15 protein-coding genes are annotated in these 22,283 nt (G+C 40.4%); 3 read left to right on the top strand and 12 right to left on the bottom strand.

The window, feature by feature from the left end:
• The 11 genes from AAFN64_RS08900 to tsaD all read right to left on the bottom strand — a co-directional run bounded on the left by AAFN64_RS08900 (position 1) and on the right by tsaD (position 13,153).
• Complete coding sequence (locus AAFN64_RS08900; RefSeq protein WP_347760161.1) at positions 1–1,632, bottom strand: hypothetical protein; 1,632 nt, start codon at positions 1,630–1,632, stop codon at positions 1–3.
• A gap of 19 nt (positions 1,633–1,651) precedes the next feature.
• On the bottom strand, positions 1,652–5,143 hold the full coding sequence (locus tag AAFN64_RS08895; RefSeq protein ID WP_347760160.1) for a hypothetical protein: 3,492 nt from the start codon (positions 5,141–5,143) through the stop codon (positions 1,652–1,654).
• A 63-nt stretch (positions 5,144–5,206) separates the two neighbouring features.
• Positions 5,207–5,584 (bottom strand): hypothetical protein, encoded by a 378-nt coding sequence (locus tag AAFN64_RS08890; RefSeq protein WP_300488896.1) that lies wholly within the window; start codon positions 5,582–5,584, stop codon positions 5,207–5,209.
• 132 nt (positions 5,585–5,716) lie between these two features.
• On the bottom strand, positions 5,717–6,046 hold the full coding sequence (locus AAFN64_RS08885; RefSeq protein ID WP_300488893.1) for a hypothetical protein: 330 nt from the start codon (positions 6,044–6,046) through the stop codon (positions 5,717–5,719).
• Positions 6,047–6,548: 502 nt separating this feature from the next.
• Positions 6,549–7,124, bottom strand: coding sequence for a hypothetical protein (locus AAFN64_RS08880; protein WP_347760159.1), 576 nt, complete (start codon positions 7,122–7,124; stop codon positions 6,549–6,551).
• Positions 7,125–7,131: 7 nt separating this feature from the next.
• Positions 7,132–8,307: a class I SAM-dependent methyltransferase gene (locus AAFN64_RS08875; protein WP_347760158.1), complete on the bottom strand. Its 1,176-nt coding sequence runs from the start codon at positions 8,305–8,307 to the stop codon at positions 7,132–7,134.
• Positions 8,308–8,309: 2 nt separating this feature from the next.
• Positions 8,310–9,398 (bottom strand): AI-2E family transporter, encoded by a 1,089-nt coding sequence (locus tag AAFN64_RS08870; protein WP_347760157.1) that lies wholly within the window; start codon positions 9,396–9,398, stop codon positions 8,310–8,312.
• Positions 9,399–9,473: 75 nt separating this feature from the next.
• Positions 9,474–10,430, bottom strand: a complete 957-nt coding sequence (locus AAFN64_RS08865) for a zinc metalloprotease (RefSeq protein WP_300488882.1) — start codon at positions 10,428–10,430, stop codon at positions 9,474–9,476.
• A gap of 341 nt (positions 10,431–10,771) precedes the next feature.
• Positions 10,772–11,413: a DUF4159 domain-containing protein gene (locus AAFN64_RS08860; RefSeq protein WP_347760156.1), complete on the bottom strand. Its 642-nt coding sequence runs from the start codon at positions 11,411–11,413 to the stop codon at positions 10,772–10,774.
• An 11-nt stretch (positions 11,414–11,424) separates the two neighbouring features.
• Positions 11,425–12,129 (bottom strand): 16S rRNA (uracil(1498)-N(3))-methyltransferase, encoded by a 705-nt coding sequence (locus tag AAFN64_RS08855; RefSeq protein ID WP_300488877.1) that lies wholly within the window; start codon positions 12,127–12,129, stop codon positions 11,425–11,427.
• A gap of 1 nt (position 12,130) precedes the next feature.
• Entirely contained in the window at positions 12,131–13,153 is a 1,023-nt protein-coding gene (tsaD, locus tag AAFN64_RS08850) for a tRNA (adenosine(37)-N6)-threonylcarbamoyltransferase complex transferase subunit TsaD (RefSeq protein WP_347760155.1), read from the bottom strand.
• Positions 13,154–13,373: 220 nt separating this feature from the next.
• On the opposite strand from tsaD, the gene AAFN64_RS08845 reads away from it, so the two are divergent.
• The 3 genes from AAFN64_RS08845 (at position 13,374) to gap (ending at position 19,940) form a co-directional block, all read left to right on the top strand.
• Complete coding sequence (locus tag AAFN64_RS08845; RefSeq protein WP_347760154.1) at positions 13,374–17,786, top strand: translocation/assembly module TamB domain-containing protein; 4,413 nt, start codon at positions 13,374–13,376, stop codon at positions 17,784–17,786.
• Between the two features lie 144 nt (positions 17,787–17,930).
• Positions 17,931–18,917, top strand: a complete 987-nt coding sequence (gene pfkA / locus AAFN64_RS08840; protein ID WP_347760171.1) for a 6-phosphofructokinase — start codon at positions 17,931–17,933, stop codon at positions 18,915–18,917.
• A 21-nt stretch (positions 18,918–18,938) separates the two neighbouring features.
• Positions 18,939–19,940: a type I glyceraldehyde-3-phosphate dehydrogenase gene (gap, locus tag AAFN64_RS08835; RefSeq protein WP_347760153.1), complete on the top strand. Its 1,002-nt coding sequence runs from the start codon at positions 18,939–18,941 to the stop codon at positions 19,938–19,940.
• A 106-nt stretch (positions 19,941–20,046) separates the two neighbouring features.
• On the opposite strand, the gene AAFN64_RS08830 is transcribed toward gap, so the two are convergent.
• Positions 20,047–22,224, bottom strand: a complete 2,178-nt coding sequence (locus AAFN64_RS08830; RefSeq protein ID WP_347760152.1) for a DPP IV N-terminal domain-containing protein — start codon at positions 22,222–22,224, stop codon at positions 20,047–20,049.
• Positions 22,225–22,283 lie beyond the last annotated feature (59 nt).

The raw sequence follows: 22,283 nt of genomic DNA, 5'->3' as shown, positions 1-22,283 counted from the left end.
TTAATTGGTTAGGGAGTCTTTATAACTGATAAAATAAAGAAGTCCCAGATATAACTTATCCTGCTGCTGGTTTTGAAAAAATGCCTGTAAATTGGTAAAATAGGTATTCAGAGAATCAGCGCCACCACTGGTGTTATAGACCTTTGTGATATAGTCGCTAATGATATAGGCTGGCGTGGTTTTAAAGCCATCCGATGGCGGATCGAGACTAAATGGATTTTCTTCCATTTTGGTATTCATGGTTTCGGGGGTTACTTTAAACGAAGCGGAAACAGCGTTACAATCTTTTGCCTGTTGACAATCGGCTGCGGATAATGGTAGCGTAGGGTACACGACTTTCGTATCTTTTAAAATATTTAGGTAGGGGATGTTCAGGTTTAATACCATATTGGCTGTAGCCTTTCCTTCCAGTACGCATGGTAGTTTACTCAGGGAATACATATAATTAAAGGCACTAACCGGAATACCACCCATTTTAACAACCAGTATTTTGTTGGCGCCATCGGTACCGTTTACGATCGCTATTTTTTCATTTAATAAAGGGTCGGAATAACTGATCACTTCAACCGCATTGGTTGCCAAATCCCCTTGAATGGCTGGTAATTGTGTAACCATTTCATTTACGGTGGCAAGGTTTGGCGCTGCACCGGTTAAAAGTACATTTAACGAGTCGTAAGCCGTATCCGGTATGTTGGCAATGTTTACAATAATAGCACCCCGTTGCTGATTTCCGGAACCAAAACGTTGTGAATAACGTACGGCGGTGATCAGATCGAATAGTACATTTTGGGAAAGGATATTAACACTGGCTTCCGTCACTCCTGATGGTTCACTTCCTCCAATTCCGTAGACCGGCAGTAGGTTAATTGGTTTAGTAGTTGATTCGGCAGCCTCTGTTATGGCTTTATAAGAAGCATATTTTGCCGCATTGGCACCTGTAAAAGCTGCTTCTGTTGGTTTTTGTGGCGGATTAATAAAATAGCCTCTTTTTTTAGAATACGTTGCAGCTCCTAATGCTGGGACTGTTTCCAGTACGATTGAATTTGCAGCATCTACACCGAAACGTTGAATGGCATTTTGTTGTAGCCATTGATACGGTTGCAATTTTAAAAAGAAGTTGACATTCACACCGGGTGTTGCAGCTTTAGTAGGATTGACTGTTGCAGCCTTAGGAGCATCAGCTAGATTGGTACTTTTACTGTCATAGCCTCCGGTAATCCCAAAATTCTGAATAGGGTAGCTGGTAATATTGGCTATGAAATAGGTTAAGGGAATTATGGATGCTACCACTGTAGGATTGGTACTTATTGTCACATTTACAGGATTATTCCCATTAGGGACATATCCGGGAATCAAATTGGCCAGCTTGGAGGCGGTATCATTTCCAGCTCCGCCTTCCGCATAGACAACTTCGAAATTATGATTAAAACCCAGTTGGATCAAGCGATACATGATCATCACGGTATTGGACTGATGTCCCATTCCGGAGGTATCGGTAACATATACCCGGATGGTTTGATTTTCGGCACTCGATAGAAAATCGGCTATTATTGTGCGCTGTTCCTGTGCGCTGTCTTCTGTAATAGCAGCAACATTGTCAACTAATATTTTTATTTGGTCGGTTAAAGACATGGGGTTCTGTTTTAATTATTTAACTTTTGACATAGGCACCATACCATCCAAGACTTTCAGGTTTGGCATCGGAAGCCGGATTTCCGAACAACATAAAACTAATGTTACCACCCGGCGGAAACGAAAGGCTAAATACGTCCAAAGCGATGTTGTTTATTTTCATCAGATAGGCGATACTATCGGTTCCGGTGGCGGTTTGTAGCATAATCGAACCGATGTTAAGTTTGAGTACGCCCTGTAAGCTAAAAGATGGTGCCTGCGGATTAACACCCGGGAGTTTTACACCCGCCCAGGCTCCTTTGGCGCCAACACACCAGGCCATCATAAAAGAGGAGGTAAAACCGGCCGAACTGGCCAAGGCGCCCAGTGTTCCCATATTGAGGTTAAATACCAGAGCATACCATTCGCCGCTTACGCTTTGCTGGTTTTGTAGTTCCGGCATCGATACATTGAGATAGCCCTGTTGAGTAGGTGTATCACTATTATTTCCCCAACTGATTCCCGAAAGTTGCAACGGAAAGTGGGAATACAAACTGTCGGCACGTGGTGTGCTTTGTCCAATGTCGAATGCCATTTGTCCGATATCAAAAGTAAATGTTTTGACGGTTGGCGTTTCCAGCTGAAACGTAAGGTCAATATACATATTGGAATAGGATAGTCCTTTAAAATGATTGTTCTGACTGCCCGCTTCGGTACCAAATGAGAACAGATCAAAGCCATCCAGTTTGGTGTAATTGATAAAGCCCCAGAACGAGAATTTCGAGTAAACCGTACTGCTTCCTTCATCATCCTGCGGCACTACAGTTACAAAGGTGGTTTTGATAATTTCGACTTCCGTGATGATGTTGGTGTTAACCAGATTCAGGATATTATCGGACGTATTCATAAACGTATACGAGGGTACGCCATTACTGTTTTCGTAGGTTCCGGTTAATATGATCAAATTGTTTCGATTGCTGGAATCGATTTTTTCGCCAAATAATTTGTTGACGGTAAGTGCCAGATAACTGTTATAATTGCAAATCTTACTATTGGTAAAGACTATTTTTAATTGCAGGACGACAAAGTCATAATCTACTGCACCGTTAATAGGGGCTTTGGCTTTATAGACATCCGGATTCGATCCCAGGCCATAAAAGGTCTGATCCTGATAATCGATCAATGCAAACATCGAACTACTCGGTTGCATGGCGACAACACCGCTGTCATTATTAACGATGCTGATGTTGATTCCGAAATGATGGGCATAAAAACTATTTAAGTCAATTCCGGCCAATAAGCCTTGTAGTTCAACTGGGAAATCCTGTACGCTGATGTCTACTCCCAATGCGATGACACCTTGCCAGGCCGGATTGGTCGCGATATTGTAAAAGTTGGCATAATCGAAATCCTTTCGAACGGTATACTGATCCATACCGCTTTGTATGTATTGCTGCAACCACATACTTAGATTCGGAAGGCCGCTATTGGTTGTATCGTTAAAAGTGTCAGGCGAGTTCCATCCCTGTATGTTCTGTACTTTGTCGATTAAGGCACCGGTACAGAATTTAAAAATCAAAACGTTTTTATATTTCCCGTTGGTTGGTTCTTTCGGAACGTTAAGGATAAAAGGCCATTCGGCGATTTCCATTTCATTGCTGAAATTATCCAGTACATAAGTACCATCGCTGAGTTGTTCATTGTAGGATATCACCAGAAATAACTGGTTGGATTGCAAGGCAGTTTGTAAGGTCGAACTTGCCGGAGTAAACTGAAGGTCAAAAACCTTAGACAAGGTTCCTTCGGCTGTCATAAACTGATTACTGGCCAGTTGCAATACATCCCAAACGCCGGTTTGCTGGTTTACATTTACATAAAAACCCTGTGGACTGGTGGATGATATTCCGGTATCTTCGGTGGCGGCACGTGCGCTGTGTAATCCGTTTGGAGCGGCCGATATATTTTGTTTTTGCATCGCCTGTGCAATCAGGTTTTTTCGCGTCGGATTTAAGATCTGTTTTTCAAATAAGGAATAATCAACAGTAGCCGAGGAACTCGTTTGTACGTTTCCATACGGAACCATCGGAACATAAATGGTTTCCTGAGCGGCGGATAAGACACCGGAACCGGTAACTAGATGATCAAATAAAGGTGAACTAACATCCTGTGTCGGCGCGAATAAAGCAGAACCCTGAGGTTGTGCATGGTAAACAATTGGCGTTTTATTGGTGTTGACCATTACGATTCCACTCCAGGCGGTATCATATTGGTACGACAACCATTCCTGAGTGGTGTTGCTTCCTACGACATTTTGCGTTGCCTGAATGGGAAACTGTGGCGCATAGGCATACTGATTCGGATTAAAATACAGCCAGTCTCCGGTTCCGGTTACAACAAGGGAAGCGTCTATAAATTGCGGTGTAAAGCTAATCGTTTCCGTAGCACTAAGTCCGCACATCAACTGCATTTGTTCCTGAGTATCGACATAGGATTTATAGGCACTGTCCAGTGTTAGCGTAAGCGCACCCTGTGGCACCATATACCATATGGCCGATTGGTTACCGGGGCTTTGCTCACTAAAAACGAGTAGGCCGCAATTGGCTTCCGGATAGTTTTTGGAGGTGCCGATATCGGAAAAGTTGGTATACGGGATCAATTGTATCGGATAGCCAAAATTCGTCTGATAATAGGAGGAAAGTGACGTAAGCCGATAGCCTTTTGTGTTGGTGTTATAAGTGGTTCCTAAAAAAGCAAGATAGGAATTGAGTCCGTTTTTGTTTAATAAATCACATGGGAAAATACTAGCCTGCATCTGTATCAGATCGTTCATATTACCGGGAACGATTTGCGAATAATTGATCACGGTAGGCGTATTATTATTGGTACTGTCCGGGAAACAATATTGTTGTGCTACGTTAAAGCTCGTAAAATCGGAAGCGGCGTAAAAGCCCAATACAAAACGAAAATGCCCTTGACCTTTTCCGGTAAGTGGTATTTCGATGTTCCCCATGATCTGAGACGATGAGGATTGATTGTTCGGACGGAAGGTATAATTGTTAGCACCAATCTGCCCGGATATCAGAAACGTATTGTTCGTAAAATCTATATTGAGTGCGACACTGCTATTACTAATAAACAGGGTTGCATAGTTATTGCCGAAGTTAAAATTGTAAGTACTTAAAACAGAATAAACACCATTGGTGCCGCCTGTTAATATAAGCTGAGTGGTATTACTGGTGGTAAGTGTGGCATTCGGGTCTTTAAACCAAACTACCGAAGCCGATTGATAGGTTTTTAAGGGGCCTAAAAAGGTGTAGACATTGTTTACGAACGTGTTCGCATCCAGTGTTGGACTACTATAAGCAAATAAAAAGTAGCCATTATAATTGGGTAATTCTTCCAGTGTTAGCGTATCGCTTTCCGGAATGGAAACACCTTTTGCCAGTAAATAAGCAAACCAGTACGAATTATCGCTGGCAACATATAAAGCGGCATTTCCGGATGTGGTATTGGTAAATTGTAAACTTGCCATATCGGTAATGAACTTAGGTTAAGTAAAAAATAGTCCGCTAGTTCCGGCAAGTTTGTTTGCGATTCAGTTTGGAATATACCAGCCTACCAGATCGCCCATAAAGGGATAACGGGTATTGTTGGCCGAAACGGAATAGCTAAAATCACCTTTTAAAGTGGCAATTAACGGAGGGTAAACAAGATTCAGGGTTAGGGTTCCGTTTGCCGAACCAAGTCCGGCTTTTACGTCAAACGGATAAACAGGATTGGTTCCGGTTAAGGAAACGATTCCAACGATTACCGTATTGAGCGTTAAGGTACATACCACAATTTTACCGGTACTGTCGATATTGTATTGTATGGAAAGATCGCCAAAATAGCGAATGCCTCCCGTACCGGGTTTAATGATCGCGGTACTATCCTGATACGTATAGGAAGGAATTTCCTGGGCTGTGGTAGTCACAGGCAAGCCCGTGAGTATGCCCAAAAGCAATACCCAAAAGATACAAGTATGAAGCCTGTTTGAAACAAGCCTAGTGATCTTAGTGGAGAACATTTGCAAAACCCAGGAAATTTTCCGGTATATCAGTCAGGATTAGGACCAGGTCGCTATTTGTTTAGAGAAAGCCGTTTCGTTTTGACCTTGCTGATCGGTAGCACGTCCACTGGCAAATACCTGACCGGAGTCAAGTCCGAATTGTGCTCTAAAAGTCATCGTGTCAATTTGTAAGGTTTGTAAACCCGCTTGGAACTCAACATTTGTAGCAGTTGGTTGTACCGGCGATAGTGTAACCGAACCTAAATCACCTGCTGGTGAAGTAAAAGTAGTTGTGGATACTTGCATTCCGGATACAATAGATACAACAGTAGTCGCTTGAATACTGTTTACTAGCAAAGTCACTTGTGTGTAAGGATAAGTTGCCATAGTTTTTTGTGTTTGTTGGTTGATTCTTACTCGTAAGGCTTTTCAGTAACGCCCCGTTTTTTTAGTGGTTTCTGGACTCCACGATTTGCGATGTTAAAAGAGTAAATTTGAGCGCTTTTTGCTAGTGCAATGTAGAATCCTTTTAAAAAAAGGGGCAACGTATAATTACCTGTTTTTAATGATTTTTAAATAAATTGCGATTTTTTAATTTGTATTATTTCGCAAAATGAGGTTTTAATGATGTGATTTGGAACATTTTAAAACTAAAAAGTGACATTTTGTATTAGAATGTGGAATAGCTTTATCTTTTAGAAAAGTGTTTGGCAGACAAATGACTTTGCTATTAAAGATTTTCTTTCATATTTTAAAATACAAACCCAAGCATATTTCCAGCTCTTACTAACGACACTCGTTACAATCGCAGCAGACGGATAAGGAGAAACTAAAAAATAGAAACGATCTGATGTTATTACAATAAAAAAACCGGCAATGCCGGTTTTTGCTATTCTACACATTTGAGGTAGTTTATAAAATAATTTTCGGGATTATAGACCGTGTCTTTAAAGGTATCCGATCGGAGTTCCTTATGCATGATATAATCAATAGCTTCGGAAGCAAATTTAACCCGAACCAAAGTAATCGGGTATTTTTTCAGATCTTCATAACCGTCTTTCGAAAACAGAAAATAACTGTTAAGAATCGAAATGTTATCGCGCTCAGCCGAATTATAGGTCAGGTTGCTACAATTTTCATCAGAACTGTTAATCAAGGTAACAATCTTACCGTTGGACAATTGCAGAAAAATTCGCGAAGCGGCATTTACACAGGTCGCTTTGATAAAGTCTTTACTCTTTTTAAGAATATGAAGGTTTAAATAAGGTGTTCCATCTGAATTAACCAATGAGAAAAACACAAAAGTGGAGGTCGTTCCAAATACGTTTTCATGAATCAGGTAGTCCGGCGTTTTTTTGATCAACGTGGAATCCGTTTTTTCATCGTAATCGTATTCACATTTAATCGTTTGCGAATAGGAGTATAGGCTTAGGAAAAAGAACAGGCTTAGAAAGAGTTTTCTCATGGTAATCTTAAATTTTGCTGCAAATTACTATAATTTTTTCATTGTCGATATTCGTGGTAAAAAAACAATACGCATTTCCACCGTCTTTAATTTTCCATTTTTTACGGAGTTCTTCTACCGATAACGGGAAATTACGGGTGGTAACATTGAATTGTTTGCCTTCGATATGGCTTTTGATTTCGGTTTTCTGATACGGAACTACTGCTTCGATCCGGAAACGACGTCCGGGAAAATCAAGTGGCGCATCGGAAGTGTACAAATGCGAATGCGGATGTAATTTTCCGATTTTATAAATAGCACTCACCGCATCGAAAGCACCGGTTTTAAGGATGGCGCTATTGGGTTCGTACAAATACTGTTGCGGCATGGAATAGGTTGCCGGCATTAATTGATCATAAATCGTGCTAAAGACTGTTTCACCATCTTTTGAAAGCGCAACGGCGTGAATTTCAATCGGACCGGCATAGTCTTTTTCAATTTCCCATAACAGTTCTTTTACTTCATTGTCGAGTGCAACAACATGAATTTTTCGAACAAAACGCAATTCGGATAAACCGGCTTTAATATCGAGTAAAGGTGCCGTTTTAATCAGTATATGGTCGCTATATTGAAAATAAAAATCCAGCGAATCGGGTACGTTTGGCAAACAATCCCGTAGCATAAATACTTTGCCTTTGGCGTCGTTACGACGGGAAGGATCGATATAAATCCAATCCCAACGGGTATTCAACTTTTGAATGATATCATGACTATCACCTTGCTGACAATCAATGTTTTTTATATGTAATTGGGTGTAATTATGCGCAACGATTTCCGATAATTCCGGATTGATTTCACAATGGGTAACCTGTTTAAAGTGTTGCGCAAAATAATAGTCATCGATACCAAAACCACCGGTCAGATCGATAAGCGTATTGCCTTGAATCAGGGTTGCTTTATACGCAGCGGTTTGTTCCGATGAAGTTTGCTCGATCGATATTTTTTGCGGATAAATGATATTTTCAGCAGCAAACCAGGTGGGGAGTTTCTCTTTTGCCTTGCTTTTGGCCTGTAACTGGTTTAAAAGGTCCGGCCAGCTGATTTCCGGAAACGGATTCCGGCGCAATGCCAGTTTTTTAAGATCCGCAAGGTAATTCTGGTTGATAAAATCCTGTACGTCCGGTTGTAACAACGCTGGTATCAATACTAAATGTTTTTGGTGAAAATTTTAATAATCTGGTTATCCGGGAAAAATTCTTTCCCGATTACTTTTAAAACGGTATAAAAAGGAACAGCTAAAATCATTCCGAATACACCAAAAAGCAGCCCAAAAATAAGAATTACCAGGAAGATTTCGAGTGGATGTGACTTAATACTGTTTGAAAAAATTATCGGCTGACTAATATTATTGTCAATTAACTGTACCACCATAAAACCGATCATCACATAAATAGCGGTCGGTAGCATTTCGGTTTTAAAATCGGTTCCCAGATTGCTAAGTAGTGTTAACGTAAGCGCTAACACGGTTCCAATTAGCGGACCGATATACGGGATGATGTTCAATACGGCACATAAAAATGCGATTACAAAGGCGTTTTCGATACCAAAAATCAATAATACAATCAGGTATAAAACGAATACGATAAACAATTGCAATAACAAACCGATAAAATAGCGGGAAAGTAACTCGTTGATTTTTTCTACCGACGACAGGATTTTGTCTTCATGTTGATCCGGTAGTATTTTTTTTGAAATCGAAATAAAAAGATCCTGGTCTTTTAAAAAGAAAAAGGTGATAAAAAATACCGACGCAATTCCAACGCCAAAACTACTTAGCGTTCCAATCAGGGAATTTAAAAAATTCGGAATAAGGTCAAAGTTGATCTTTGAAGTCCAATTCGAATTTTCCATCAGTTTTCCGGCATCTATATTATGATCATTAAGATAAGAACTGATCTGAAAAATAAGATTATTAAAATCCTGTTCCATCGAAGCGGTGTTCAAAAGAGACAGATTTTGCCCTTGTGACAGTAATAACGGAACAAACATCATGATCAAACTCACAGCGATCAGAATAAAAATGATCATCGTGGTTACCACGGCCAACGTATGACGGAATTTTAAACGCTTTTTTAAGATATTCATAATCGGCGTTCCGATCAGGCTGATTACCAGTGCTACCAATAGATATACGAATACGGATTGTACCTGATATATAAAAAATAATAACAGGGTAATCAAGGCCAGTTTTACCGCGGCACTCACAATTCCATTGGAGATTTCTTTAGCGTTCATAGTATCTTTATTAGGAAAACTAAGATAAAAAAAAACTCGCTATTACAGCGAGTTTTAAACTTTTAAATCGGAAGTTTACGGTTGCGCAAATGAGTTACGCGGTCCGCCTGTTGCAAAAGTAGCTAGCATTCTCGATTTTTGTCCGTTACTAAACATATACATTGCTGCATCGTCTACATAATCCATATAGTTCATCGTCATTTCAACCGGAGTTCCGGAACAAGTACTGTAGTGTGGATAAGCCGGAACACCGTAGTTTGGTGCGTTGTGTGTAGGTGTATCGGCAACTAAATCGTTTCCGCAGGTTGCATCACCCCAAATATGTCTTAGGTTCATCCAGTGACCTACTTCGTGTGTAGCGGTTCTACCTTTGTTAAACGGAGCGGTTGCAGTTCCGGTAGTTCCTAAATATTTAGAGTCGATTACCACACCGTCTGTTGCAGACGATCCGCCCGGGAATTGAGCATATCCTAAGATTCCGCCACCAATTGTACATACCCAAAGGTTTAACTTGGTTGTTGGCGAAGTAGGATTAAGTCCTCCCTGTGCTGTTTTTTTCATCGCATCATTGGTTCCCCATGACGTTTTGGTTGTCGATTTACGATTCACCACATCCAATACGAAAGAAATTCCAACATTGGCTTTTACGCCAGCAAATAAAGCCGGTACCGATCCGAAGTCAGTATTGGTGGCATTAAAATCTCTGTTTAAGACATCAATTTGCGATTGGATTTGTGCCAGTGAAATGTTTTCAGCGGTAGTACGATACAACACATTTACAACTACCGGAATTTCAATTTTCCCGTTTACAAGTCGGTTCTGAAGCATGGCACGTTGCGTGAACTCTTCAATTTCATTCATTTTAATAGCCAGACTCGGATCATGACGCAATTGTTCTTCCAAAACCTGATGCGAAGCACAACCTCTTTCGGTTAGTTTGGCACCCGTTGCAGAATCGTTTACACTTGCTTCATCTTTGTCACACGAGACTAAGAATAACAGCACTGCTGCTGATAATAATAGTTTTTTCATAATAAAATTGTTAAATAGTTATGAGATTTGGTTAAATATTAACACAATAATATAACAAAAAAATAAATTATAAAAAGATTATCTTAAAAAAGTGATTAAAAATTAAGAAATTTTGTAAAAATGTGATTTATACACAGTTTGTTAATTAATTTGTAAGATGCTATATCGGTAGCCTAAACGATCTGGACAGGACAATTTTTCCAAATGCTTTTAAGCATAAGGATATAATAGGTCGCTATTGTAAATGGGAAGTTTCCCCGATCTTTTATACGAACGGGTATAGGTAATGGAAACGTTTTGGCTAAAACGAGGCGTTTTTGAAAAAGACTGTTCCGTCAGGTTTAGTTTTTAAAAGCGTAATTAACAATATTTGCACCCATTTTTAAGGCTTTTTGACGTACTTCAAAGGGATCGTTATGTACTTCCTGATCTTCCCATCCGTCGCCAAGGTCGGTTTCATAGGTGTACATACATACCAGGCGATTGTCGATAAAAATACCGAAAGCCTGTGGACGTTTATTGTCGTGTTCGTGTATTTTAGGTAAACCGTTCGGAAATGGAAAAGGTTGCTGGTAGATCGCGTGGTTGTTTGGAATCTCCGTTAACGGGTTATTCGGGAAAATTCGTTTTAGTTCCCTGCGGATGTATTGATCCATACCATAATTATCATCAATATGTAGAAAACCGCCGGAAGTGAGGTAGTTTCTAAGATTGGTAACATCATTATCGCTAAAAACAACATTTCCGTGACCGGTCATATGAATAAAAGCATACGAAAACAGATCCGGACTTCCCGCTTCGACGACAGCCGTTTTAGGATTGATTTTAGTGTGGATGTTCTGATTGCAAAATTTAGCCAGATTGGGTAGGGAAGTAGGATTCCCGTACCAGTCGCCGCCGCCACTGTATTTTAAAACGGCGATTTCCTGCGAAAAAGCCAATGCTGTAAATCCGATACTTAAAAGTAAGAATAATTTTTTCATCCGAATCGCTGTTATTCGTTAGCGTATACAATACTATGGCAGGCTACAATAGCCGCTGTTTCGGTGCGTAGTCGCGTGTTGCCCAATGAAACCGGCATATAGTTCAGTTCCAGTGCGCTTTGTATTTCTTTTTCCGAAAAATCGCCTTCCGGACCAATCAGAACGGTATATTTTTCGTTGGATTTAATGGCGTTTTTAAGCAATGTTTTACTGGTTTCTTCACAATGGGCAATACACAAATTCCCTTCGTGTTTTTGTGCTAAAAACTGCTTAAAAGTTATCGGCTCGTTGAGTTTTGGCAAATGAAACTGTAACGATTGCTTCATAGCCGACTGTATGATTTTGTCAAAACGTTCGGTTTTGATCGTTTTTCGTTCCGAATGATCACAAATAATCGGAGTGATTTCGTTTACGCCAATCTCGGTTGCCTTTTCTAAAAACCATTCGTAACGATCGTTCATCTTGGTTGGTGCAACAGCCATATGAATATAAAATCGGTTCGGTTCAAAGAAGTCGGAATGGGTGATTCGCACCGTACATTTTTTGTCGGAAGCCAATATGATTTCTGTCGTAAATAAATACCCTAAACCGTTGGTTACTTTTAAAATATCACCTTCCTGTTTGCGTAAAACTTTAACAATATGTTTGCTTTCTTCCTTGTCGAAAGAAAACTCTTTTTGTTGCTCGTTTATTTCGGGAGTATAGAATAACTGCATATTAAAATTTGATCCGTGCTTTCGATACTACCGAAGCATCGTTAAACTGGTTTTCCAAAAATTTATGATAGCCCACAATACCGATCATCGCGGCATTATCGGTTGTATATTCGAATTTAGGAATAAACGTTTTCCAACCGTATTTTTGTTCGGCTTCTTTCAAAGTATTTCGGATTCCCGAATTGGCCGATACACCTCCGCCAATGGCTACTTGCTTGATTCCGGTTTCTTTGACAGCCATTTTAAGCTTGTCCATCAAAATCTGAATAATGGTATACTGGATCGAGGCACAGATGTCTTCGATGTTTTTTGTGATAAAATCCGGATCCTGTGCTACATTTTTCTGAACAAAATACAATATCTGCGTTTTTAATCCGCTAAAACTAAAATCCAATCCGTCCACTTTGGGTTTGGTAAACGGGTACGCTTTTGGATTCCCGGACTGTGCATATTTGTCTACCAATGGTCCGCCGGGATAGGGTAATCCCAGAATTTTAGCACTTTTATCAAAAGCTTCCCCAACGGCATCGTCGGTTGTTTCACCAATAATGGTCATGTCAAAAAAGCTGTCTACGCGGACAATCTGCGTATGACCGCCGGAAATGGTCATCGCCAGAAACGGAAATTCTGGTTTGTCGTAGTTTTCTTCGTCTATAAAATGTGCCAAAATATGAGCGTGCATATGGTTCACGGCAATCAGCGGAACATCCAGTGCCATAGCCAGTGATTTCGCAAAGGAGCTGCCTACCAATAACGATCCCATTAGTCCGGGACCTTGTGTAAAGGCTACCGCTGAAATCTGATCTTTTTCTACGCTGGCTTTCTTTAGCGCCACGTCGATTACAGGAACAATATTTTGCTGATGCGCACGCGAAGCCAACTCCGGAACCACACCGCCATATTCTTCGTGAACCGACTGTCGGGCAACGACATTCGACAGGACTTTATTGTCCTTTAAAACAGCCGCCGCGGTATCGTCGCACGAACTCTCGATAGCTAGTATATATACTGGTGATTTTGTCATAAAAAAGGCACGAAATTTGAATGTATTTTCCATCGACTGTATTATCTTTGAAATGTAAATTCGGGCAATAAAAAAATAATAGTTTTATTCCTACGAATTGCTTAAATTTACGAGTCGATCCGACAAATTTAAAACAAATAGGACTATCAAAAAATTAAAAAAAATACTATTTCGCGTAATTGTAGGTTTAATCCTGTTTTTACTACTGTTGGGTATTGCCTTGTCATTACCTTTTGTACAAACCGAAATAGCAAAATATGCGACCAAAGAACTGAATAAGGAATTTGGTACCGATATGCATATTGATAAAATTGCGATTACTGTTTTTGGAGGCGTAAAAATCAAAGGAATTTATGCGGCCGATAAACACAAGGATACGCTGTTCTATATCAACCGACTTCAGACAAATATTCTCGACTTTAAAAAACTTTCTAACGGTAAACTGATTTTCGGAAAAACCAGTATTGATGGTTTGAATCTGAAAATGAAAAAATACAAAGGCGAGGATAAAACCAACCTTGACGAGTTTATTGCGGCTTTTGACGATGGGAAACCGGGAACCGGAAAGTTCCTGATGAAAGTGGCACAAATGAATGTTACGTCCAGTCGCTTTCGCTTGATCGATGAAAATCTGGAACACCCGAAAGTACTCGACTTTACCAAACTTAACGGTCAGTTGGATTTCTTTAAAATCAAAGGTCCGGTGGTTACGGCCGATATCAAACAATTGTCGTTGTTGGATCACAGAGGATTGTTCGTGGAAAATATGGTGACGAATTTTACCTATTCCAAAGAAAATATCCGTCTGGAAAAACTAAACCTGAAAACCAAGGAATCGACCTTGATCGGGGACGTGATCATGAAATACAAACCGAAAGACTTTTCGGATTTTAATAACAGAGTCGTGTTTGATGTCAATATGGAAAAAGCTTCCGTTTCGTCGAACGAGCTGAATTATTTCTATAATGAATTCGGGAAAAACCTGCGTTTCTATCTTTCCACGCATCTTACGGGAACACTGAATAATTTTACCACACACGACCTTCGATTGTTGGACACGAACGATTCCGAAATTATCGGAACAGTCAACTTTAAAAACCTCTTTAATAAAAAAGGGGAGTTTTATATGAAAGGGAATTTCGATCGGGTAACGTCCAATTATACCAATCTAAAAGGAATTCTACCGCGCGTATTGGGGAAAAGTCTCCCGGAAACGCTCCACAAATTGGGGCGTGTGGATTTGGTCGGTGGCATTGAATTGACCAAAACAAAGATTGATGCCGATATTTATCTGATGTCCGGATTGGGTGAACTGAACACGCAGTTGGTCATGACCAATATCAATAATATCAATAACGCGACGTACAAAGGCGTTATTTCCCTGAACAATTTCGATATCGGAATGCTTGCCGGAGAAAAAGATCTGGGAAGAGCGACTTTGGATCTGGATGTAAACGGAAAAGGATTTAATAAAAAATACCTCGATACCAAGCTTAAAGGAAAAGTTCAAAGTCTGACGTATAACAAATACACTTACAGGAATATTACGATCGACGGAGAAATGAAAATGCCTTACTTTAAAGGCTACCTGAACAGTAATGATCCGAACCTGAAAATGGATTTCAACGGATTGGTGGATATGAGTTCGCGTATGAAAAATTACGATTTTCAGGCGCAAATCGATTATGCCGATCTACATATGTTGAATTTTATGAAAAAAGATACCCTTTCCATTTTTAAAGGGGAATTAAAATTCAACGCCAAAGGAAATACACTCGACGATCTGGCCGGAAAATTAAATGTGATCAATGCATCCTATCAGAACAGTACCGATAGCTATTTCTTTCAGGACTTCCTGGTGGAATCGGTTTTTGACGAACAAAACGTCCGAACGATAACGATCAATTCACCCGATATTATTCAGGGGAAAGTGGTTGGGAAATATGAAATCAAACAGGTGCGTAAGATTATCGAAAATGCATTGGGAAGTTTATATGCGAACTATTCGCCGAATAAACTCAAACCCGGGCAGTTTCTGGACTTCGACTTTACGATCTATAACAAAATTGTAGAAATCTTCCTGCCAAAGGTAATTGTAAGTGAAAACACCATTCTAAAAGGAAAAATTGATGCCGATAAAGGCGATTTTCAGTTGGATTTTTCGTCGCCTAGTGTGGTGGCCTATAACAATACGTTTGAAAACATCCGTATCGACGTGGATAATAAAAACCCGTTGTATAACGCCTATGTCGAACTGGATAGTATTAAGACAAAAGGCTATAAAATTTCGGATTTTAGCTTGATCAATGTAACGATGAACGATACGCTTTTTGTCCGTTCGGAGTTTAAAGGCGGACCGAAAAACCAGGATTTCTTTAACCTGAACTTGTATCATACGATCAACGAAAAGAACCAGTCGGTTGTGGGTCTTAAAAAATCGGAAATCAATTTCAGGGATTATCTGTGGTTCCTGAACGAAAAAGATACCAAAGACAACAAAGTTGTTTTCAATAAAAAATTAACGGATTTCGCGATCGAAAAAGTCATCCTGTCGCATAATGACCAGAAAGTGGAACTGGAAGGTGTTTTAAAAGATTCGACCTACAAACAGTTACGCCTGTCGTTTAACGACGTCGATCTGGAAAAAGTCACACCGGCTCTGGAGAATATGTCGTTTGGCGGAAAACTAAACGGTGAAGTCAATCTCGAACAAAACAAAGCCATTTATTTACCAACAGCGGCTTTAACGGTCGATTCCCTTCAGGTGAATAAAGTGATGATGGGGGATCTGAATCTGGAAGTAACCGGTGAAGATTCATTCCGAAAGTTTAATGTAAATTCCTCGATTATCAACGATCACGTAGAGAACTTCTTCCTGAACGGTAATATCGAGATCATCAATAAAGAAAGTATACTGGCGTTAAATGCCGGGTTTACCCGATTTAACATTAGTCCGATCGGGCCGCTTCTGGGAAGTATTTTTTCCGATATGCGCGGTTTTGCCTCCGGTAGAGCATCGATTGCAGGTAGCGTCCGGAATCCGGAAGTAGACGGCAGCCTTTACCTGAATGAAGCCGGGATGAAAGTCCCGTATCTCGGTGTGGATTATAATTTCGAGGAAAATGCGCTGATCAACTTGACGGAAGACCAGTTTATTTTCAGAAATATCGAACTCACCGATACCAAAGAAAAAACAAAAGGAACGCTTAACGGTACGATCCGACATAAAAAACTCGAAGACTGGCAACTGGACTTAAAACTGCGATCGGATAACCTGCTTGGTCTTGATACGCAGGATCACGAAGATGCGATTTATTATGGAAGGGCATTTATCAAAGGAGAAGCTTCGATTACCGGACCGGTCAACAACCTGTATATCGAAATGGATGCCGAGTCGAACAAAGGAACCAGTATCAAGATTCCGTTAAACGATGCGCAGGGTATCGGAAACAACTCGTTTATCCACTTCCTGAGTAAAAAGGAAAAAGAAGCCAAGCAAAAAGGATTGGAAGAAGTCGTGCTGAACAAGTTTAAAGGAATTGAACTTAAATTCGAATTCCGAATGACCCGTGATGCCGATATCGAAATTATTCTCGACAAAAATACCGGCCACGGAATGAAAGGAAGAGGGGAAGGATTTATCACGATGGAAATCAACACCATGGGTAAATTTAATATGTGGGGCGATTTCCAGACCTATAAAGGAGAATACAACTTTAAATACCTGGGCTTAATCGATAAGAAATTTGAAGTAAAAGAATACGGAACCATTCGTTGGGATGGAAACCCGATGAATGCGGCTTTAAACCTTCAGGCGGTATATAAAACCGAGGCCAATCCGGCGGTTATTTTGGACAATGCGTCTTTTAGCCGTAAAGTGCCTACGGAAGTTTATATTATGCTAAACGGTAACCTGAGTAACCCGGAACCGGATTTCCGAATTGAATTCCCAAGTGTGAGTTCGGTATTAAAATCGGAAATCGATTATAAACTAAGCGACCGAGACGTCCGTCAGACACAGGCGTTGGCGTTGCTAGGAACCGGTGGATTCCTTTCGGCCGAAAGTGCTTCCAATTCGGTTTACGGAAGTTTATTCGAACGAGCCAGCTCTATTTTTGACGATATTTTTGCCGGTAGTGACGATAAAGTGAAAGTCGGATTTAACTTTGTTCAGGGCGACAGGACACCATTTGCCCAAACACAGGGTAAAGTTGGGGTTACCGTTTCGTCTCAAATCGACGATCGTATTACTATTAATGGTAAATTTGGTGTACCGGTTGGCGGAAACCAGGAATCGGTTATCGTAGGTGACGTGGAGCTTCAGTTACGCCTCAATAAAGACGGATCGTTAAAAGCTAGAGCCTTTAACCGCGAAAACGATATTAACTATATTGGAGAGGGTATTGGCTATACGCAGGGAATCGGACTTTCGTATGAGGTGGATTTTGATACGATGCGCGAATTATGGCGTAAAATCTTTACTAAAGTAAAAGAAAAAGACACCACCAATCCGACCGACCGTTTACCGGATTCGGATCTTGCTCCGGACTTTATTAAGTTTATCGAAGATCGTAAAAACAAAAACGCCGAAGAACCGAAAAAGGAACAGCAACGCGTGCCGGAAGTCGATTAAAATAACGGCCAACAACTAAACAACAACACTTCTTATTTTACAACATTTTTGCTGCGTTACGAATGTTAGGTTTTTGCTAAATATGCCTGCATTCTGTAAGGTATCTCGTGTTTATTTATTAAATTTACAATAAACGAATATATGATGTCAGAAACAATTAAGAAGATCGGTGTGCTTACATCCGGAGGGGATTCTCCTGGAATGAACGCAGCCATCCGTTCCGTAGTGCGTACCTGCGCCTACCATAATATTGAATGTGCCGGAATTTACCGTGGTTTCCAGGGAATGATAGAAGGAGACTTTAAAGAGATGGGACCACGATCGGTGAACAATATTGTAAATAAAGGCGGAACGATTTTAAAATCGGCACGATCAAAAGAATTTATGACACCCGAAGGGCGTAAAAAAGCCCATGATAACCTCAAAAATGCCGGAATAGATGCTTTAGTGATCATTGGTGGTGACGGAAGTTTTACCGGTGGACTTGTTTTTAATAAGGAGTTCAATTTCCCGATTATGGGAATTCCCGGTACGATCGATAACGATATCTTCGGAACCAGTCATACCCTCGGATTTGATACCGCTTTAAATACGGTAGTGGAAGCGATCGATAAAATACGCGACACCGCCAGTTCGCATAACCGTCTGTTTTTTGTGGAAGTGATGGGACGTGATGCCGGACATATCGCTTTGAATGCCGGAATCGGCGCCGGTGCAGAAGATATTCTGATTCCGGAAGAAAACCTGGGATTGGATCGATTACTGGAATCCCTTCATAAAAGTAAGGCTTCCGGAAAATCGTCCAGTATTGTCGTAGTCGCCGAAGGAGATAGAATTGGGAAAAACGTTTTTGAACTGGGCGATTATGTAGAAGAAAATATGCCGGAATACGACGTTCGCGTATCCGTTTTAGGGCATATGCAACGCGGCGGATCACCATCTTGCTTTGACAGGGTATTGGCCAGCCGACTCGGAGTAAAAGCCGTAGAATCCTTGTTGGAAGGAAAATCCAACTTTATGGCAGGATTGATCAACGATAAAGTAGAACTGACGCCATTGGAACAAGCAGTTAAGGGACATTCGGAAATCGACAGGGAACTGTTACGCGTTTCTGAAATTGTTTCGATTTAATAATTTTTAAGAAAGAATGTGATGAAAGTAAAATTAGGAATTAACGGATTCGGAAGAATCGGAAGAATTGTTTTTAGAGAAACCATTAAAAGAGATAATGTTGAAGTTGTAGCAATTAACGATTTACTGGCTGTGGATCATTTGGCTTACCTTTTAAAATACGATTCGGTTCACGGTCGTTTCGACGGGAAAGTAGAAGTAAAAGACGGTCAGTTATATGTTAACGATAAATTTATCCGTGTAACGGCCGAAAAAGATCCGTCGTTATTAAAATGGGATGAAGCAGGAGCAGAAGTTATTGCCGACTGTACCGGCATTTTCACAACGCTGGAAAAAGCGGAAACGCATATTAAAGGTGGTGCCAAAAAAGTAGTCATTTCAGCACCATCGGCCGATGCACCAATGTTTATCATGGGTGTTAATCACGATAAAATGACCGCGGTGGATACTATTATTTCCAATGCGTCTTGTACGACGAACTGTCTGGCGCCATTGGCAAAAGTTTTAAACGATAATTTCGGAATCGTAGAAGGATTAATGACAACCATTCACGCTACTACGGCAACGCAGTTAACGGTTGACGGACCATCTAAAAAAGATTTCCGCGGTGGACGTTCGGCTTTGGTAAACATTATCCCGGCATCGACAGGAGCAGCCAAAGCGGTAACAAAAGTTATTCCGGAATTAAAAGGAAAACTAACCGGAATGGCGATGCGTGTACCGGTAGCAGATGTTTCGGTGGTTGATTTGACCGTAAAACTTCAAAAAGAAACGTCGTATGCGGAAATTATGGAAGTATTAAAACGATCTTCTGAAAACGAAATGAAAGATATTATCGGATTTACCGAAGACGATGTGGTTTCTCAGGATTTTGTTTCCGATACGCGAACCAGTATTGTAGATGCTAAAGCTGGAATCGAATTGAATTCAACGTTCTATAAAATCGTTTCCTGGTATGATAACGAATACGGTTATTCTTCCAAATTAATTGATCTTGCGGTTTATGCCGGACAATTGAAATAAATCCATTATACATAATAAAAAAGCCTTCTCGCTATAGCGGGAAGGCTTTTTTATTTGGCTATATTACACCTGACAGGTTTCCAAAACCTGTCAGGTGTAGAAACTATTAGTTATTCTTTAAATGCAAATCGAAATAACGGGCGATTTTTTCATTTAAGTGAATACGGTCTTTACCGGATACATTGTGTTCGTGTGTCGGATAAAGGAAATAATCCACTTGTTTTCCGGCTTTGATACACGCTTCGATAAATTCCATACTTTGTTGTTGTACTACAACCGGATCCTGTGCACCGTGAATCACTAATAAATCCCCTTTTAATTGGTTTGCTTTATTGATCACACTCGATTTTTCGTAACCCTCAGGGTTTTCCTGTGGCGTATCCATATAACGCTCACCGTACATTACTTCATAATATTTCCAGTCGGTTACCGGTCCACCGGCAACACCAACTTTAAATGTTTCGCTTTGGTTCAACATCAATGAAGTAGTCATGAATCCTCCGAAACTCCATCCGTAAACTCCGATTTTATCCGGATTTACAAATGATTTTGATTTTAAGAACTCTACACCTTTCATCTGATCCGCCATTTCATTCTGACCTAATTTTCTATGGTTCACATGACAGAAATCTTTTCCTCTGGAATCACTTCCACGGTTATCCAATGTAAATACCACATAACCCTGTTGTGCCATATAATTGTCGAAAAGGTTGGCACCACCTAACCAACGGTTGTTTACCAATTGGGCGTGCGATCCACCGTAAACATATACCATTACCGGATATTTTTTAGTAGCGTCAAAATTAGCAGGATAGATCAAACGTCCGTTTAAAGGCGTTTTTCCATCTGCAGAAGTGATCGTTACCAATTCCATTTTCGGCATGTTGATTTTACCGGCATATGGGTTTTCAGCACTGATCAATGAAGTCGCTTTTTTAGATTTAACGTTTACAATAGCCGCTTCGTTTGGTGTAGTCGTATTGCTATACTGATCGAAATAATACGCCCCGTTTGAACTCAAACTCGCTGCGTGTGTTCCGCTAACGGTTGTTAACGTAGTTGTTTTTCCCGATTTAAGATCCACTTCATACAACTGACGGTCTAATCCGTTGTTTGCTGTTCCGATATAGCTGATTTTCGTTCCTTTGGCGTCAAAATCCAACAGGTCTTTTACCACTACATCTTTATAACCTAATTTTTTGATTAGTTTTCCATCCGTATTATAAAGGTACAATTGGTTGTATCCTTCGTTTTCGGTCTGATATAAAAACTGATTTGGATTGTTCGGTAAGAACGTCAAATCGTGTTGTGGCTCTACATAAGTGCTGGCTTTTTCTTCGAATAAGGTTTTTACCAACGCACCCGAAACCACATCATACTGGTTTAATTTCAAATGATTTTGCTCGCGGTTTAATAAACCTACATAGATAAATTTCCCATTTGGATCCCAGGTTACACAGGTTAGATACTGTTCTTTAGGCTCACCTGTTTTAAGTGTTACTTTAGCATTGGTGTTCGCGTCAAAAATCACTAAAGTAACTTCTTCGCTCTTCATTCCGGCCATAGGATATTTGATATCTTTTACCTCGGCAACGCGGGCTCCGAAATCAATCAACGGATAATTGGTTACCATTGTTTCGTCTTTGCGATAGTAGGCCAATTTATCTCCGGTTTTGTTCCACCACATTCCCTGGTGAATTCCAAATTCCTGACGGTGTGTATAGTCACTTCCGTTTACGATTCCGCTGTCGGTATCGTTCGTTACTTCGATGGTTTTTCCATTTGCATCGGTAATACGGATGTTATTTTTGTTTAACCAGGCTATACGATTTTTAGCATCGGTTGCCAGTTGGTTACTCGCATCAGATGGAATCGATAAGGCTTTGGTAATGCTTTTTTGTGTCGCGTCAAATTCGACGATATAATTTGCTTTTTTACCGGCTACTTCAAAAGCCATGATATTCGCACCTTTCCACTCATAGGCAAACGGGAACATTCTTAGATTGAACTCGTCCTGTGGGAATTTAGCGCGTAAAGCGTTCTGAACATCGTCTTTGGTCAATAAGGTGGTTTCTTTCCACTGGTTGTTTTCGTTGCGGGTTACCAGATTCTGGTAGGTGTTGTCAAGATACGTAATCGCACTTACGTCTTTTCGCCATTGTGTGGCCAACATCGATTTCGGTGCATACGTACGCATGCCTGTAGTTGCTTCTTCGATGGTCAGGTTTCGTTGTGCATACGTCATCGAACCGGCTAAAAGAAACAGAAAAGTGAACTTTTTCATTTAGTACTAGAATTTTAAAAGGCTAAATTTATTTAATCTTATAGGATTATCGTGTTAAC

The sequence above is a fragment of the Flavobacterium sp. CAU 1735 genome (assembly GCF_039888695.1).
In the GTDB taxonomy this organism is placed as follows: Bacteria; Bacteroidota; Bacteroidia; order Flavobacteriales; family Flavobacteriaceae; genus Flavobacterium.
This window is presented reverse-complemented; position numbering and strand designations above follow the sequence as displayed.